We start from the raw sequence: 16,886 nt of genomic DNA, 5'->3' as shown, positions 1-16,886 counted from the left end.
TTGGTAAAGTAGTAGTACTCAGTGTTGTCCCGCAGCGGGGGCGTCAGATAGTTGGGAATGATGCAGCCGTCGCCTTCCACGCGCTCGGTAAAACCGGCCGCTTGCCAGATTTCGGCGGGAATACCCACGTTGTAGCAGTCCATGTATTCGGCATCGGTATGGCGAAGAATCGCGTCCAGCGCAGCCCCCAGACGGGGCAGAACCTGATCTTCGCCGATGAAGTCCACCAGACGAACCACCGGTACGCAGCCGGTTTCTTTGGCCGTTACGGTACGGGTGACCACATAAGCCAGCAATTTGCCATGCTCCCGGGCTGCCCACACATCATAATGGAAATAGGGGTAATGGAAATACCGCCGGCGCAGATACCAGGTATCCTTGTGCGGTGTATGAGATGTTGGGGGCATCCCCAGCGGGATCAGATCAGCCGCAGATTCGATCTTTTCCAATCCCAGGTCACGCTGTACGGGCGGCAGCACATAATGGAGCGGTTTGGCAAGCTGGTAGTCGCTTCTGCGGCCCAGGCGGTAATAATGGGGGATACGTCCCGCCTGCCAGCCCAGGAACTGGTAGAAGGTGCAGGTGTTGGGGCGGATGTTGTTGCAGGCAACCACATTGGCATGCAGCAGCCCCGGCAGTGCGTTCATCAGTTCCAGACCAACGCCGTTATGACCTTTTGCAGCCACCCATACGCTGACCCACACATCGGGCCGACGGGCTGTGTTGGCAAGAATGTAGCCGGCGGCGCTGACATACTGTCCATCCTGCTCGGCTACCGCAAACTGGGGTACACCGCCGCGCCCGGCATAATAATGCCGGTACAGCTCCGGGCGATTGAGCAGCGGCAGGCGCATATCAAAATTTTCATTGATGAAGTCAATGATGGCCCGGTCCTCGCCCAGACGGGCCAGACGAAATGTCACGTCAGACAATGGCCGAACCTCCCGTGACCGGCAGCGTTACGCCGGTGATAAAGCCCGCTTCGTCAGAGAGCAGGAACGCCATGGCAGGAACCACGTCTTCCGGGGTGGCGTTGCGCCCCATGGGGTTGTCGGCGGCGGATGCCTGCACGATCAGGTCAGGCGTGTCTTTCAAAAAGTTGGTTTCCATCATGCTGGGGGCAACACAGTTGACGGTGATGCCGAATTTTGCGTATTCCACAGCAAGGCTCTTGACCAGCCCGCCGATAGCGCTCTTGGCCATGACGTAGGCGGCGGTATTTTTCGGCGGGCATCCGATGGTGTAGCTGGTCTGGATGAAGAGTACGCGGCCGAACTTGGCGCGGGTCATGGCAGGCAGAATGCCGCGGCAGATGCGGATGGCGCTGTGCACCTCGATCTCCAGATCTTTGTCAAAACGGGTCTGGTCGAACCCTTTGAATTTGGTGTTGACCACCGGCAGGGCGGGCAGATGGATAAAATGGGTGGGGGCAGGAGCGGAAGTATCCAGCAGCTGCATAAAAGTGTCTACCTTGGCGCGGTCAGACAAATCAACGTCGAAGGGGCGAATCTGCCCGGGAAACCGCTGGCACAGGGCTGCCAGTTTGTCCAGGTCGCCGCAGCCCTGGGCCAGTACCAGTGCATCCGGTGCATTACGCAGCATACGCTCAATCAGAGTGCGGCCCACATCGCTGGTTGCCCCTGTGATCAGATACGTATAGGACATGGTTGGAACCTCCCTTATTTTGCAAGTCCGGCTTTGATGATGCCGCGTGTCACGCGCTGGCCGTTCTGGTTGGTAATGACCGCCTTGATCTCGGCTTCGCTGCCGATTTCGCTCACATGTACCACCGTGCCGCGCACGGTCAGGGTATCGCCGATGAAAATCGGTTTGGCAAATTTGCATTCCACACCGTGCAGCAGGCAATGCTCACCGGGCAGATACACACCGGCCAGTGTGGAGAAAAAGCTGGCGCCCAGCATGCCGTACACAACGCGGCCCGCGTATCCGCGGCCTTTGGCATATTCGGCGTCCATGTGGATAGGGGAAACATCGCCGGTGATCGCGCAAAAAGCGTCCATCATTTCTTCGGTGACGGTAACGGTAAATTCCTCGGTAAGGCCGGGGGTCATTTCGGCCAGCGTGTAATGGTTCATCCCAGACTCCTTTTGGTTTGAAAAAAAGGCGGCACAGGGCCGCCCATACAATCATTTATCCGGTGTTCGGTATCAGACCATCCGTGCAACCAAATCCAGCAGATCGCCTACGTTCTTCAGGCCGCGCACATCAGCCAGCTTGAATTTGATGTTGAACTTCTTCTCAATGGCGGTCAGCAGGTTGATCTGTTCCAGGCTGTCCCAGTCCTCAATATCATCGGCGCAGGTTTCCCGCGTGATCACGAGGGTGTCGTCGTCGAAGTTATCACGGAAAATATCCTGCACAGCAGTCAAAATATCCTGTTCGGTCATATTTGATACTCCTTTAATATTGGTAGATACCCATACTATAGCATAAAATGCGGCGCTGCGCAAGGAAAGTTGTAAAAGATCGGAAGGCTTTTTACGCCTTAAAAACCGTAATCCTCCAGCCGTTTTTCCAGTTCGGTTTCACTGTAGACCGGTACGCCCTGCTGCAGGGCCAAAACGTCGCTTTCCGGCAGCAGCCGGGTATAGATTTCTTCATACTGTGCCAGCGGCCCGCTGCCGTCCCCGCTGTATAAAGCCACATGACCGGCGTTGTCTTTCAAAAGATACATAGGGGCCGGGTTTTGTGTGCGCCCGTACATAAGCCACCATACGCCGCCGGCAAGACACAGTAAGGCGATTACACCCAGTACCAGCAGGTACAGGGAGGAACCGCTGATCCGTTTCTTTTCCATCAAAAGCCCTCCTTTTGGAGTAGTATGGTACGCTGCAGCGACAAAAAAACAAAAACTTGTGAATTTTACAATCCGGACTGTACTTTTGCGGTGGTTTTGTGGTATAATCCAATCTATAGCATTCTGCGCTTTTGTGTTACGGTTTTTCCGGCAACGCTTTTCGGATAGGATCAAAGGAGGCGGTTCCCATAGAACCCAAAAAGGAGCGCCATATTTCAACGGATGGCGTAAAGTCTACAAACGGGGCAACAGGGCAGTTCGACGCAGTGTCTTCCCAGGGGCCCAAAAAGAAAAAGAAGAAACGCCGCAGTGTGGTCGGTTCGATTTTCCGTTTTATCGGCTGCCTGCTCTGTGTCTGCGTAATGTTGTGCAGTGTGGGCGGTGTTCTGCTTGCAATGTATATCGTGCAGGTTACGGCCGATGACGGAGAAATCCTCGACCTGGACAACCAGAAAAACAAGCAGACCACCATCATCTACGATAAGTACGGCAACGAGTACGCGACCCTGACCCAGGGCGAAAACCGTATCTGGCGTGAACTTTCGGCCATGCCGGAAGATTTGCAGAACGCGGTCATCGCCATTGAGGACAAGGATTTCTACGATGAGCCCGGTATCAACCTGAAACGTACCATCGGCGCAGCGCTGAACGAACTGACCGATCACGCGATTTACGGCGAACGTCAGGGCGCATCCACGCTGGAACAGCAGCTGATCAAAAACCTGACCGGTGACGATGACGTGGACAAGATGCGTAAGGTGCGCGAAATTTTCCGCGCCCTGGGTCTTGCCAACCGTTACAGTAAGGAAACCATTCTGGAAGCCTACCTGAACACCATCCCGCTGACCGGTATCGTCTGCGGTATGGAGGCTGGTGCCCAGGAGTACTTCGGCAAACACGTAGAAGATCTGACGCTGTCCGAATGTGCGGTGCTGGCTTCCATCACCAACAACCCCACAAAATACAATCCGTTCACCAACCCCGAAAATCTGATTGACCGCCGTAACCATGTCTTGTATCAGATGTGGACGCAGGGCTATATTACCGAGGACGAGTACAACTCTGCCTGTGCCGAGACCATCACGCTGGCAGAAACCAGCAGCACCACAGAGAATGTGACCCGTTCCTCTCAGAACTCCTACTTCACTGACGCGCTCTACTATGAGCTGCTCAATGACCTGCAGGAAAAACTGAATATGACCGCCGACGAGGCCAAGTCCATGATCTTCAACGGTGGTCTGCGTGTGTACTCCACCGTTGATCCCGAAGTACAGACGGCTATTGAAAACGCCATGTACGACGCGGAAGGCGTGATTCCTGCTCTGGAACATGAGGAGGCTGTCTGTCTGCGTGACTATCCGGCGGATTCCAGCAGTTGGGATGATGTGCAGTTTGACGAGAACACCGGCTTGCCGCTGACCAAGGATGGCCTGGCAGTCTACGGTGTGGATGACATCCCCGTTTATACGGACGATGAACAGACCACCCTTAAGATGGGTACGTCCACGGATGATAACTACCCCAACGACGATACGGTTTATCTGTGTGTGTACGAAAAAGTGCGCACCCAGGCGGCCATCGCTACGCTGGATTATGACGGCAACATTCTGGGCATCGGCGGCGGTGTCGGCGAGAAGAAATACGACCTGGGCACCAACCGCGCCACGATCCCGCACCAGACCGGTTCTACCATGAAACCCATTGGTGCTTATTGTCTGGCCCTGGATTACAAGCTGATCAACTATTCTTCTCAGATTCTGGATTCGCCTTTCTATTCCGCAGAGGATAAGCGCGTTCTGAAAGACGAATACTCCTATATGGACCCGTATTCCGAGGCGGCACAGTCCCGTTCGGATGTCTGGCGTGCATGGCCCACCAACTACGGCGGTGCAGGCGGCAACGGCGATCCCATGCTGGTGTACGACGCACTGCGTCAGTCCTACAACACCGTAGCGGTATGGGTAGGCAACATGGTCGGCGTGGACTTCCTGTACAACTTTGTGCACGACACGCTGGAATGCACCTATATCGACGCCGAGACCGATATGGACCTTGGCCCCCTGGTGCTGGGTTCTCAGAGTCACGGTATGACGGTAGTCCAGCTGGCAGGTGCCTACAGTATCTTCTATGACGGTACCTTCACCACGCCTCATTATTACACCGAGATTACCGACTACCTGGGTAACGAGGTATTGGATAACACCAAGTATATCAACACTATCCAGGCCATCGACCCGACCACCGCATATATCATGAACCGGATGATGACCAACGTTCTGAAGAGCGGCGGTACAGCCAGCGGCATGGCGCCGGAAGGCGACATCGAGGCGGCGGCCAAGACCGGTACCACCAGCGACTATAAGGATTACACCTTCGCAGGTATGACGCCTTATTATGTCACGGCACTGTGGTGGGGCTGCGATAAGCCTACAAGTCTGTATGAGTTGGGCTCCGCGGGCCGCAATGGTAAACCCATTCAGCAGGTCTGGAAGAACCTGATGGAGGAACTGCAGGCAGATAAGGAAGCTGCAGAGTTCCCGATGCCTGACGGCGTTGTGACCAAGCAGTTTGACACCTCCACCGGTGCCATTGTTTCCGGCGGCGGTGCCACGGGCTATTATACCGAAGATAACCTGCCCAACGACAGTTACACTTCGGCAGAAAATGATCCCTATGCGGCTCTGGCACAGCAGGCTGCAGAAGGCGCCCAAACGGGGGATGCCGCGGCAAGTGATCCTGCGGTTGCTACGCCTACCGAATAAAGATTTGACAAATGCCCGTTCCGGTGTATATCGGAACGGGCATTTGTTTTTCTGTCGAGGACAGTTAACCGCCGCACAAAAACACCCTCTAAAAAGTGGCTATGGCTGTGCAAAACGCCAAAAAAGCGGAAAAAACGGATCTGAATGCTTGCATCCGGCGAATTTCAGTGGTATGATGTTGCTTGTCGAAACTACAACTGTACGCAAGGAGGGGACAATATGCCGGATCGCCGTTTTCTGCTGGTAGATGCGGACGTCCTGCCGGAGGTGTTTTTGAAGGTGTTGCAGGCCAAGGAGCTGCTGGCCTCCGGCGCGGTAACCAATATCTCTACCGCCGCCCGGCAGGCGGGCATTTCCCGCAGCGCATTCTATAAATATAAAGATACGGTTTTTGACGCGGAGGCAGGCCGGGAATCCATTACGGTGGTTGCCACCCTGCTGGATAAGACCGGTGCTTTGCAGGCGTTGCTGTCCGGCATTTCCTCTGCGGGTGCTTCCATCGTGACCATTACACAGTCTCGTCCGGAAAACGGCGCGGCACAGGTAGAGGTTACGGTGCGCACCGGCACCATGCAGATGCCGGTGGAAGAGATGCTGACGCGGCTTTCTCATCAGCCCTGCGTAGTGGAAATCCACCGCGGGGCCTGACGAACAGCCGATGCACAGGGGCGCTGCCCTAAGGGTGCCAAGTGCGCCGAAGAAGTAAGCAAGGGGGAGAACGAGCAATGGCAAAAATCGCAATCATGGGGTTTGGTACCGTTGGCAGCGGTGTGCTGGAAGTATGCCGCCGCAATGCGGCATCCATCGCACGTCGTGCGGGGGAACCGGTGGAGGTCAAGTACATTCTGGATGTGCGGGATTTTTCATCCTCGCCGGATGCAGCGCTGTTTACCAACTCTATCGATACGATCCTTTCGGACCCGGAAGTCAAAGTGGTTGTGGAAACCATTGGCGGCACCAAGTTTGCCTATCCGTATGTGCGGCAGTGCCTGGAAAGCGGCCGCAGCGTATGCACTTCCAACAAAGAGATGGTAGCCACCTACGGTGCCGAGTTGCTGGCACTGGCACGGGAACACGGCGCAGCCTTTTTGTTTGAAGCCAGCGTGGGCGGCGGCACCCCCATTATTACCCCCATGCACCAGTGCCTGGCGGCCAACCATATCAGCCGCATCCAGGGCATCGTCAACGGCACCACCAACTTCATGTTGACCAAAATGAAACGGGAAAACATGAGCTTTGAGGAAGCACTCAAAATCGCCCAGCAGTTGGGCTATGCCGAAACAAAAGACCCCGGGGATGACGTGGACGGCCGGGATGCCTGCCGCAAAATCGCCATTCTGGCCAGTCTGGCCTGTGGGCACCATGTATATCCCGACAACATCCCCACCCGAGGCATCCGGGATATCACGGTGGCCGATGTGAAAGCGGCGGAAAAGCTGGACAGTGCCATCAAACTGATTGCCTGGTACGACGAAGGCGAGAACGGTCAGATGGCTGTGGGCGTGGAACCCATGCTGGTGCCCAACGCCAATCAGCTGGCCGGTGTGGACGACGTATTCAATGCCGTGCTGATGCAGGGCAATATGCTTGGCGACGTTGTCTTTTACGGCAAGGGCGCCGGCAAGCTGCCCACTGCCAGTGCGGTGGTGGCCGATGTGATCGATGCACTGAAGGAAGGCTCCAAGGTGCACGACAGCCTGTTCTGGAAACCCGCTCCCAAACAGGAGGGGCTTGTACAGGACCCCGGCACCTATGCCTGGTATATCCGGGTGCGCGGTGTGGCGGCGGCGCTGCTGTCCAGCGTGGCGGGTGCCGGCCATGTGGTGTTCGAAGCGGACGGAGAAGCCGCTTACCGCATCGACGCGGCGACCGTTGCACAGATGGAAGAGGTTCGCAATAAGATTCAGGTTTTGGGCGGCGAGGTTGCGCTGGTCCTGAAACAGCTGGCAGAATAAACGGACTTTCACGAAAGAGGGGCGTCTCTCATATGATAAAAGTAACGGTTCCGGCTACCAGTGCCAATGTGGGCGCCGGATTTGACTCACTGGGTCTTGCCGTTTCGATGCACAATGTGTTTACCTTCGAGGAATGTGAAGGTATCCAGATCTCGTCGGTGGACGGTACACATGTTCCCGCCGGTTCCAACAATCTGGTATATCGTTCGGCGCGCGTTGTTTACGACCAGCTGGGCATTGCGCTGCGGGGGCTGCGCATTACGCAGCGCAATGATATCCCGATGGCGCGCGGCCTTGGTTCCAGTTCGGCCTGCATTGTGGCGGGCATTCTGGGTGCCAATGCACTGCTGGGAGATAAGCTCACCAAACGGCAGATGCTGACCCTGGCTACCGCGATCGAAGGCCACCCGGATAACGTGGCGCCTGCCATGCTGGGCGGTTTTGTGACCAGTGTCATTGACGAAGGCCAGGTCTACAGTGTCAAGAAGGATATTGACCCGGAATTGGCTTTTGCGGCCTTTGTGCCGGATTTCCGGCTGCTCACCTCCAAGGCGCGTGCGGCGCTTCCCCAGATGGTCAGCCATAAAGATGCAATTTATAACCTGTCCCGTGCAGCGCTTGCAACCGCAGCTTTCTGCGATGGCGATTATGCCCTGCTGGGAGTAGCGACCAAAGACTCGTTGCACCAGCAATACCGTCTGCCGCTGATTCAGGGCGGTGATGACGTGTTTGAACTGGCATTGGATCTGGGGGCGCTGGCGGTTTACATTTCCGGTGCGGGCCCGACCATTATGGCCGTGGTGCATAAGGACGATACCGCGTTCTTTGACCGGGCAGCGGCAGCGCTGCAGCAGAGTGATTTGCTCCGTCACTTTACCGTACACCGTTTGCTGGCAGATAACGTCGGCGCCGTGGTCGAGTAACGTGCGTGTGCATAGATAGAGGAGGAAGACGATACCTATGGCTTTGATCGTGCAAAAATTCGGCGGCTCGTCTGTAAAGGACCGCAGCCGCATCTTCAACGTGGCGCGCATCGTCATGAATACGCGCAATGCCGGCAACGATGTTGTCGTGGTCGTGTCCGCGCAGGGCGATACCACCGATGACCTTATCGCCAAGGCGGCCGAGATTACCTCGGACCCGTCCCACCGCGAAATGGATATGCTGCTGGCTACCGGCGAACAGATCTCCATTGCGCTGCTGACCATGGCGCTGCAGGAACTGGGCGTTTCCGCCATCAGCCTGACGGGCTGGCAGGCCGGTTTCAATACCGACCGCTCCTATTCCAAGGCGCGCATCAAGCGCCTGGATACGGAACGTGTGGAAAGCGAATTGGCCCGCAACCGCGTGGTTGTGGTGGCCGGTTTCCAGGGCTTGAACCGTTCTGACGATATTACGACGCTGGGCCGCGGCGGCAGCGATACTTCCGCTGTTGCATTGGCGGCAGCGCTGCATGCGGACCGCTGCCAGATCTATACCGACGTGGAAGGCGTATACACCGCAGACCCACGCAAGATTCCCAAGGCAACCAAGCTGAAGGAAATTACTTTTGACGAGATGCTGGAATTGGCGTCCCTGGGTGCGCAGGTGCTCAATAACCGCAGCGTCGAACTGGCCAAAAAGTATAATGTAGAGCTGGAAGTCATCTCCAGCATCAACCCGGTGCCCGGCACCGTTGTGAAGGAGGAAGCAAACGTGGAAGGTATGCTGATCAAAGGTGTGGCGAAGGATAACGACGTCGCCGTTATTTCCATCAAGAATGTTCCGGACGTGCCGGGTATGTCGTTCAAGGTGTTCAGCCTGCTGGCCCAGAAGAACATCAACGTGGACATCATCCTGCAGAGCTCCGGCAGCGAAGGCAAAAAGGACCTGAGCTTCACCGTGCCTCTCGGCGATGCCGAGGCAGCGGTTTCTGCGCTGAACAGCGCGGCTTCCCGTTTTGGCGGCGGCGAGATCAGCGTTGACAAGAATTCTGCCAAGGTCTCCATTGTGGGCGCCGGTATGCAGAGCCACTCCGGTGTGGCGTCCACCATGTTCGAGGCGTTGTTCAACCAGAACATCAACATCAAGATGATCTCCACCAGTGAGATCAAGATCAGCGTCATCATCGACGAGCAGGATGCCGACAAGGCAGTTGCTGCTATCCATGATGCCTTCATCAACTAAAGGGTTCCGGTCCATATAGAGGGGAAAGGGTAAGCCCCCGCGCACCGTGAGGTGCGCGGGGGCATTGTTGTTGCTATGGCAGAAAAACTCAGATCTGCGCCATGGCACTGCTGAAGCATCCGCGCCGTTTCAGGACAACGAAAGCAACCACGCAGATCGTGATAGACAGCAAAGAGCCGCCTACGGTGGCCAGACCCATGGGGAACAGGGTGTTGGGGAACATGGTGGACATGAGGTAAACGCCGGGAATACGCACCAGCAAAATGGAGCAGATGTTGTGCAGGAAAGAAATCTCCGAACGGCCGTACGCACAGAAATATCCGCTGAAGCTGAAATGAATGCCGGCAAACAGGCAGTCCCAGATATAACCGCGGATGTACTGCCCGCCGGCCAGAATTACGGCGGTGTCGGCGGTAAACAATCCCACCACCGGTTCGGCGATGCCCTGCATGACGATGCTGATGAACAACCCGAATCCTGCAGTAATCAGGATGGCGTAGCGCAGGGTCAGTGTGGCGCGATCGTGCTTGCCGGCGCCGATGTTCTGGGCGCCCAGGGCCGATACGGTGGACAGCATGGAAGAGGGAACCAGGAACAGGAAGCTGATGACCTTTTCCACAATGCCGACGGCAGCTGCGTCATTCAGGCCGCGCTGGTTGGCGATGATGGTGATAACAATGAAGGCAATCTGAACGAAACCGTCCTGAAGTGCCACCGGCAAACCGATTTTCAGAATCTGACGCATGACAGGACGTTTCAGTTTCAGGTCAGAGCGCCGCAATTGTATACCCGTTTGCTGGCGAAGGATCACGAACAAAGAGACAACCACGCTGATCGCCTGCGAAAGGGTGGTGCCCAATGCAGCGCCGGCGGGCCCCATGCCCATAAGGCCGATGAACAGGTAGTCCAGGATAATATTGGCAACGCAGGCCACGGCAATAAAATACATAGGGCTTTTGGAGTCGCCCAGTCCCCGGAAGATGGAACTGATGATATTGTATGCCGTGATGCAGGGGATGCCGATGAAACAGATCGTCAGATAGGCGGTTGTGCCGGATACGGCTTCTGCCGGAGTGGACATAATGGAAACGATGGGCCGGACAAAAACCAGCAGGATGGCCATCAGTACCACGGAAAGTGCCATAAACAGGGTAACGGTGTTGCCGATTACGGCAGTGGCCCGTTTGTGTTCCCCGGCACCGATGGGACGGCCGATGCTGACGGTGGAGCCCATTGCAAGACCGACAATCATCACGGTGATCATGTGCATGACCTGGCTGCCTACGGAAACCGCTGTGGTGCTGGCGGCGCCTTCAAACTGGCCGATAATGAACAGGTCGGCCATGCCGTAGAGCGTCTGTAAAAAATACGACAAAAGATAGGGCAGTGAAAAGTACAGTACATTGCGCAGTACACTGCCCGTGGTAAGATTTTTTTCCATGTGTTGTGTCCTCGGTTTTGCGGGAATAAGGGGCGCGGAAAATTTGGCGCCCGGCAAAACCTGCGGCAGATTTTCTCCCTCCATATACTATATAATAACGCAGCCGCCCCGGGCACCGTCAATGCCTTTTTGCAAAAAAATACAGAAGATTCTTATATTTTGCGTTGCAGCGAAAAACGCACGGACAAGTTTTTTGAATGCTCGGTTTACTTTTGGCAGTGCAAGCGGTATAATACCTTTATCTATTTGTTGAAAGGAATAACGATTTGGAACGGAAACAACTTGCGCCCGGCGTCTTTATCACGACCCTGGACGCTTCAAAATTTAATCGCTGCCGTATTACGATCCATCTGCGCTTTCCTGCCCGGCGGGAATCGGCAACGGATGCAGCCGTGCTGGCCCTAGTGCTGGAGCGCGGCTATGCGGCATGCCCGGATATGACGGCGCTTTCCTGCCGGTTGGCAGAATTGTACGGTGCGGACCTCGGTGTGGATCTCTCCAATGCAGGTACCGACAGAGTGCTTTCGGCAGACATCTGCGGCATTAAGGATCGGTATGCCCTGAACGGAGAAAATCTGACCGACGCCTATGCCGATATTGTGTTCGGCACCATCTTCGATCCCTATCTGGTAGATGGTGTCTTTGATGCCGAGGCAGTGCGTATTGAAACCGAAACCCAGGCCCGCCGCCTGGAGGCGGAATTCAATTCCAAACGGCTGTACTGTGTGCGTCAGGCACGCCGCAAATTCTTCGGGGATTCCCCGGCGGGAATTGAGCTGGGCGGTTACCCCGGCGAACTGGTAAATGTTACCCCTGCCAGCCTGAAAGCAGAGTATGACCGTATTTTGGCCAGTGCAACCATTGATGTGATGGTCCAGGGGGCTGACGAAGCCCGCGTGGCGGATCTGCTGCTGCAAAAATTGCAGAATGTGCAGCGTACGCCGCAGCCGTTTGCGGCGCCCATGGGAATGGCCCCCACGCCGCTGCGTCATTTCAAAGAGGAAATTCCCGGCCTTACGCAGGCCAAGCTGTGCATGCTGTTTACCGCCGGGGAAAATACCAATCCCCCCAGTGTAAGCATTTTACGGGTGGCCATGAGCGTACTGGGCGGTTCCGCCACCAGCCGGCTGTTCCGCAACGTGCGGGAAAAACAGTCCCTGTGCTATTATTGTGGCTCGGCGGCTCAGCGTGCCACAGGGGTAATGATGATCGATTCCGGTGTGGAACCGGGTAAGGAAATGCAGGCGGAAGCTGCGATTCTGGCCGAATGGGAGGGCCTGAAAAACGGTCCCATCGCCCAGGAGGAAGTGGACGACTGCCGCCGTGGGCTGCTTTCCGGTATGGATGCCCTGGGGGACAGCCTCGCTGCGTTGGAAAGCTGGTATTACGGGCAGATCACCCGCGGGGAACCGCTGTATCCGCCGGAGTACGGCAAGGTGCTCACCAGCGCCGTGACGCTGGACGAGGTGCGCCAGACCCTGCAAAGTTACAGCTATTCTGTGTGCTATGCGGTGACAGCCAAGCCCGGCACGCAGGGGAAAGGGGGCGCCGAAGATGTCCAATAACGAACAGCAGACGCAATTTGCCGCGGCACAGGCCCGTGCGGCGGCAGCGGTAAGTTGCCAGCGGGCGGTATTGCCCAGCGGACTGACGGTGCTTTGCCGCACCATGCCCGGATACAGCAGTGTGCATGCTATCTACGCCACGGCCTTCGGGTCCATTCACCGGCAGTTTGTGCTGGATGGCAAGCCTGTCCAACTGCCTGCGGGCACAGCACATTTTCTGGAACACAAAATGTGCGAAACCCCTAAAGGGGATTCTTTCAGCTTCTATGCCAAGACCGGTGCATCGGCCAACGCCTTTACCAGTTATGACCGGACTTGTTATCTTTTCTCGGCAACGCAGAAAATTGACGAGAACCTGGATATTCTGTTGGGACTGGTAGGCAAACCCTGGTTCACCAAAGCTACGATTGCCAAGGAACAGGGAATCATCGGCCAGGAAATCAAGATGTACGACGACAGCCCGGACTGGCGCTTGCTGAACGCCCTGTTCCGCTGCCTGTATACCGAGCATCCGCTGCGTGATGATATTGCCGGTACGGTGGACAGCATCGCCACGCTGACGCCGCAGTTGCTGTACAGCTGCACCAAAGCGTTTTATGCGCCGTCCAATATGGTGTTGTCGGTGGCCGGTAAGATCACGCTGGAACAGGCAGTGGAAGCCTGCAAGCGCAACGGTTTGTATCGTGCCCGTGCGGCCCATGAGGTGGAATGGGATGTCCCTGTGGAAGCAGGGCCTATCCCCCGCAAGGAAGCCTGCTTCACCATGCCGGTGAACAAACCCTGCTTTGGCGTGGCTTACCGGGAACCGCCCCTTGTACCGGGGGACCTCAAGCGGGAACTTCTGCTGGATATGCTGGGCGACCTGGTGGTGGGCGGTCTGACCAATCTGTACAGGAAGCTGTATGACGAGGCGCTGGTCAATCCGGAATTTTCCGGTGATTTCATTGCTGTGCGCGGAGCCTGTGCGGTGGCATTCACCGGAGAGAGCGAAACGCCCCGCAAGGTCGTGGACCTGCTGCAGGCAGAGATTGAACGTTTGCGCACCGAGGGCATCGATCCGGAAGTGTTCCTGCTGGTGAAAAACCAGATGTACGGTGAACTTTTGGGCGATGTGGAAACGGTGGATGATGCTGCGGAGGAAGGGGCTGCCGCCTGCCTGAAGGGACGGACGCTGGCCGATGAGATCGCCGCATTGGCAGAGTTGACGGTCGAGGATGCCAACGCCTTGATGAAAACGGCTCTTCGGGAAGAAAACCGTGCCTATGTGCAGATCGATCCCCAGTGACCGCCCTGCGAGAGGGAACAATACAGAAGAAATCGAGGAAGTATATCTATGGTCTACCATGTTCAATTCCCGGGATTGGGGCTGGAATTTACCATCAATCGGGTGGCGCTGTCCATCGGCGGGTTTAATATTTACTGGTACGGTGTGATCATCGCCGTGGGTATGTTGCTGGCGCTGCTGTACGCCTTCCGCCATGCGGTGGATTTCGGTATCGACTCCGACCGCCTTGTGGACGTTGTAGCAATCGGCACGGTCATGGCAATCGTCTGTGCGCGTATTTATTATGTGGCCATGGCGCCCTTCGAATATAACAGTGTCTGGGAAATGATCGATATCCGCCTGGGTGGTATTGCCATCTACGGGGCGGTAATCGGTGCCTTCGTTTTTGGAGGTCTGGCCGCCAAGTGGCGTAAAATTCCCTTGCTGCCGTTGTTCGATCTGGTGGCAATCGGCTTTTTGATCGGTCAGGGCATCGGCCGTTGGGGCAATTTTGTCAACCAGGAAGCGTTCGGTACCAACACCACGCTGCCCTGGGGCATGTACAGCGAGGAAACCAAGGCGTATCTGCAGTCCGTGCAGGTTACGCTGCCTGCCGGTGTGACGGTGGACCCCAGCATGCCGGTGCATCCTACTTTTTTGTATGAGAGCATCTGGTGCCTGGTGGGCTTTTTGGCTCTGGCGCTGTATGTAAAACATCGCCGTTTCCACGGCCAGATTTTCCTGCTTTATGCCATTTGGTACGGATTGGGCCGCGGCTGGATCGAGGGTCTGCGTACCGACTCTCTGCTGATCGGCAATACCGGGCTGCGGGCCAGCCAGCTGGTGGCGTATGCTTCGGCACTGATGGCGTTCTTCCTGCTGGTGGCTGGTCTGCGCAGAACCAAAGGCAAAACCCTGATGGTTACGCTGGCCGTACGGGATATTAAAAAAGAGGAAGCGGCAGGGGAACGTTTCTCGCCGGATGTCCTCGCGGCAAGTGCTTCCCATGCGGAGTTCCTGGCAGCTACCGATGCGATGAATGATCGCTTGGACGCGCTGGATCTGGATGCACCGGATCTGGATATTGAGGAACTGGAAGATCCGGAACCGGAACAGATGCCTGAAGAATCCTCCCTGTCGCAGGAGACCGCCGCGCAGGAAGAAACCGCGCCGCAGCCGGAAGAAGAGGACCAAAAGGCAGCGGCTTCTCAGACGCAGGCACCGCAGTAAGAGAGGAAAAATACCTATGAAAGCAAAGATCATTGACGGCAAAGCCCTTGCGGCCGCCGTTAAACAGGAAGCCGCCCAGCAGGTGGCACAACTCAAGGAAAAAGGTATCACGCCCTGCCTGGCTGTTGTTCTGGTGGGGGAAGACCCTGCCAGCCAGGTATATGTGCGCGGCAAAATCAATGACTGCGCCCAGTGCGGGATCGAAAGCCGCAGCATTCGTCTGCCGGAAGATGTCACACAGGCAGAACTGCTGGCACAGGTAAAACAGCTGGCAGAAGATGCATCGGTTCACGGGATTCTGGTGCAGCTGCCGCTGCCGGCTCAGATCGATGAAAAGACGGTGATTGATGCTATCCCCCCGGAGAAGGACGTGGATGGATTCTCTCCCGTCAACGTGGGCCGTATGCAGATCGGCGAACCTTGCTATCTGCCCTGCACGCCGGCCGGATGCATCCGCATGATCGAATCCACCGGTATGGAGATCGCCGGCAAACACGCAGTGGTCATCGGCCGCTCCAATATTGTGGGCAAACCGGCGGCCATGCTGCTGCTGGCGAAAAACGCCACGGTGACCATCTGCCACTCCAGAACGCAGAATCTGAAAGGACTCTGTGCCTCTGCCGATATTCTGGTGGCTGCGGTGGGCCGTGCGGGATTTGTTACCGGAGAGATGGTCAAGCCGGGGGCAGTGGTCATCGATGTGGGTATCAATCGCGGCGCAGACGGCAAGCTGCACGGGGATGTGGACTTTGACGCGGCGGCCGAAAAAGCGGCCTGGATCACCCCGGTTCCGGGCGGTGTGGGCCCCATGACCCGGGCTATGCTCATGCTCAATACGGTGGAAGCCGCGCGCCGGGCGGCAGGGGTATAAAAAATGCGCTGCAGCGGCTTTGCAATGGTAAAAATCCCTTGACAAGCCGAAAAATCTATGCTATAGTTTTAGAGCCGCTTGGTATGGGCCCGAAAAGTGTGTGCTTTTGGCGCAACGCCCTACTGTCCAGCGAGACTTATTGAAAGAGGTTATCCGAATGTACGCAGTTATCAAAACTGGTGGCAAGCAGTACAGCGTTAAGGTCGGCGATGTTGTTTTCGTCGAGAAGCTGAACGCTGAGGCTGACAGCGAAGTCACCTTCGATCAGGTCCTGGCCGTTGGCGAGGAGGGCGCTGTTAAGGTTGGCGCTCCCGTTGTTGAGGGCGCTTCCGTCACCGCCAAGGTCGTCAAGAACGGCAAGGGCAAGAAGCTCAACATTCTCACCTATCGTCCCAAGAAGGGCAGCATGGTCCGCAAGGGTCATCGTCAGCCCTACACCAAGGTGGAAATCACCGCGATTAACGGCTAAGGAGGTAAATCACAATGGCACATAAAAAAGGCGTAGGTTCTACCAAGAACGGCCGTGATTCCGAGTCCAAGCGCCTCGGCGTCAAGCGCGGCGACGGTCAGTACGTTCTGGCCGGCAACATTCTGGTCCGCCAGCGCGGCACCCACATCCATCCGGGTGAGGGCGTCGGCATCGGCAGCGATGACACGCTGTTTGCTCTGGTTGATGGCCGCGTTCACTTCGAGCGCATGGGCCGCGACCGCAAGCGCTGCACGGTCAAGCAGTAAAAAAACCAGACGGGCGGGCCGGCATGGCCTGCCCGATTTTTGTTACAAACGGTGCCCGGCACCGCACGAGGTATACTAT

The 16,886-nt window shown here is 56.5% G+C and carries 17 protein-coding genes; 11 read left to right on the top strand and 6 right to left on the bottom strand.

The annotated features are described in order from the left end of the window. The 5 genes from H6B10_RS05375 to H6B10_RS05355 form a co-directional block, all read right to left on the bottom strand. Positions 1-932, bottom strand: a 932-nt coding sequence (locus tag H6B10_RS05375; RefSeq protein ID WP_204650497.1) for a hypothetical protein, incomplete at its 3' end; no start/stop codon positions are given. Further along, the gene (locus H6B10_RS05370; RefSeq protein WP_207751578.1) at positions 925-1,665 is read right to left on the bottom strand and encodes an SDR family NAD(P)-dependent oxidoreductase; all 741 of its coding nucleotides are present in this window, start codon (positions 1,663-1,665) and stop codon (positions 925-927) included. The genes H6B10_RS05370 and H6B10_RS05375, both read right to left, overlap by 8 nt. Positions 1,666-1,679: 14 nt before the next feature. Continuing rightward, on the bottom strand, positions 1,680-2,096 hold the full coding sequence (locus H6B10_RS05365) for a MaoC family dehydratase (RefSeq protein ID WP_204650496.1): 417 nt from the start codon (positions 2,094-2,096) through the stop codon (positions 1,680-1,682). 72 nt (positions 2,097-2,168) lie between these two features. Continuing rightward, positions 2,169-2,408, bottom strand: coding sequence for an acyl carrier protein (locus tag H6B10_RS05360; protein ID WP_204650495.1), 240 nt, complete (start codon positions 2,406-2,408; stop codon positions 2,169-2,171). 98 nt (positions 2,409-2,506) lie between these two features. Next, complete coding sequence (locus tag H6B10_RS05355; RefSeq protein ID WP_204650494.1) at positions 2,507-2,818, bottom strand: hypothetical protein; 312 nt, start codon at positions 2,816-2,818, stop codon at positions 2,507-2,509. A gap of 311 nt (positions 2,819-3,129) precedes the next feature. On the opposite strand from H6B10_RS05355, the gene H6B10_RS05350 reads away from it, so the two are divergent. From H6B10_RS05350 to H6B10_RS05330, 5 genes are all read left to right on the top strand, one after another. Further along, the gene (locus tag H6B10_RS05350; RefSeq protein WP_204650493.1) at positions 3,130-5,580 is read left to right on the top strand and encodes a transglycosylase domain-containing protein; all 2,451 of its coding nucleotides are present in this window, start codon (positions 3,130-3,132) and stop codon (positions 5,578-5,580) included. Positions 5,581-5,799: 219 nt separating this feature from the next. Further along, positions 5,800-6,228, top strand: a complete 429-nt coding sequence (locus H6B10_RS05345; RefSeq protein ID WP_204650492.1) for an ACT domain-containing protein — start codon at positions 5,800-5,802, stop codon at positions 6,226-6,228. Positions 6,229-6,305: 77 nt separating this feature from the next. Further along, complete coding sequence (locus H6B10_RS05340) at positions 6,306-7,535, top strand: homoserine dehydrogenase (RefSeq protein ID WP_204650491.1); 1,230 nt, start codon at positions 6,306-6,308, stop codon at positions 7,533-7,535. Between the two features lie 32 nt (positions 7,536-7,567). Then, positions 7,568-8,458 (top strand): homoserine kinase, encoded by an 891-nt coding sequence (gene thrB / locus H6B10_RS05335; RefSeq protein ID WP_204650489.1) that lies wholly within the window; start codon positions 7,568-7,570, stop codon positions 8,456-8,458. A gap of 37 nt (positions 8,459-8,495) precedes the next feature. After that, positions 8,496-9,701 carry an aspartate kinase gene (locus H6B10_RS05330; RefSeq protein ID WP_204650487.1) on the top strand — a complete coding sequence of 402 codons (1,206 nt, stop codon included), beginning with the start codon at positions 8,496-8,498 and terminating at the stop codon, positions 9,699-9,701. Between the two features lie 88 nt (positions 9,702-9,789). On the opposite strand, the gene H6B10_RS05325 is transcribed toward H6B10_RS05330, so the two are convergent. Next, positions 9,790-11,142 carry an MATE family efflux transporter gene (locus tag H6B10_RS05325; RefSeq protein ID WP_204650485.1) on the bottom strand — a complete coding sequence of 451 codons (1,353 nt, stop codon included), beginning with the start codon at positions 11,140-11,142 and terminating at the stop codon, positions 9,790-9,792. 266 nt (positions 11,143-11,408) lie between these two features. On the opposite strand from H6B10_RS05325, the gene H6B10_RS05320 reads away from it, so the two are divergent. The 6 genes from H6B10_RS05320 to rpmA all read left to right on the top strand — a co-directional run bounded on the left by H6B10_RS05320 (position 11,409) and on the right by rpmA (position 16,807). Continuing rightward, entirely contained in the window at positions 11,409-12,707 is a 1,299-nt protein-coding gene (locus tag H6B10_RS05320) for a M16 family metallopeptidase (protein ID WP_204650483.1), read from the top strand. Continuing rightward, on the top strand, positions 12,697-13,992 hold the full coding sequence (gene yfmH / locus H6B10_RS05315; protein ID WP_204650482.1) for an EF-P 5-aminopentanol modification-associated protein YfmH: 1,296 nt from the start codon (positions 12,697-12,699) through the stop codon (positions 13,990-13,992). The genes H6B10_RS05320 and yfmH overlap by 11 nt, the downstream gene beginning before the upstream one ends. A 48-nt stretch (positions 13,993-14,040) precedes the next feature. Then, the gene (lgt, locus tag H6B10_RS05310) at positions 14,041-15,201 is read left to right on the top strand and encodes a prolipoprotein diacylglyceryl transferase (RefSeq protein WP_204650481.1); all 1,161 of its coding nucleotides are present in this window, start codon (positions 14,041-14,043) and stop codon (positions 15,199-15,201) included. Positions 15,202-15,217: 16 nt separating this feature from the next. After that, a complete protein-coding gene (gene folD, locus H6B10_RS05305) occupies positions 15,218-16,072 on the top strand; it encodes a bifunctional methylenetetrahydrofolate dehydrogenase/methenyltetrahydrofolate cyclohydrolase FolD (protein ID WP_204650480.1) in 855 nt (284 codons plus the stop codon). 157 nt (positions 16,073-16,229) lie between these two features. Next, positions 16,230-16,541, top strand: coding sequence for a 50S ribosomal protein L21 (gene rplU, locus H6B10_RS05300; protein WP_204650479.1), 312 nt, complete (start codon positions 16,230-16,232; stop codon positions 16,539-16,541). 14 nt (positions 16,542-16,555) lie between these two features. Beyond that, positions 16,556-16,807: a 50S ribosomal protein L27 gene (gene rpmA / locus H6B10_RS05295; protein ID WP_204646139.1), complete on the top strand. Its 252-nt coding sequence runs from the start codon at positions 16,556-16,558 to the stop codon at positions 16,805-16,807. The last annotated feature ends 79 nt before the right edge of the window (positions 16,808-16,886 follow it).

This window comes from Gemmiger formicilis (genome assembly GCF_016901605.1).
GTDB classification, from domain to species: domain Bacteria; phylum Bacillota; class Clostridia; order Oscillospirales; family Ruminococcaceae; genus Gemmiger; species Gemmiger formicilis_B.
This window is presented reverse-complemented; position numbering and strand designations above follow the sequence as displayed.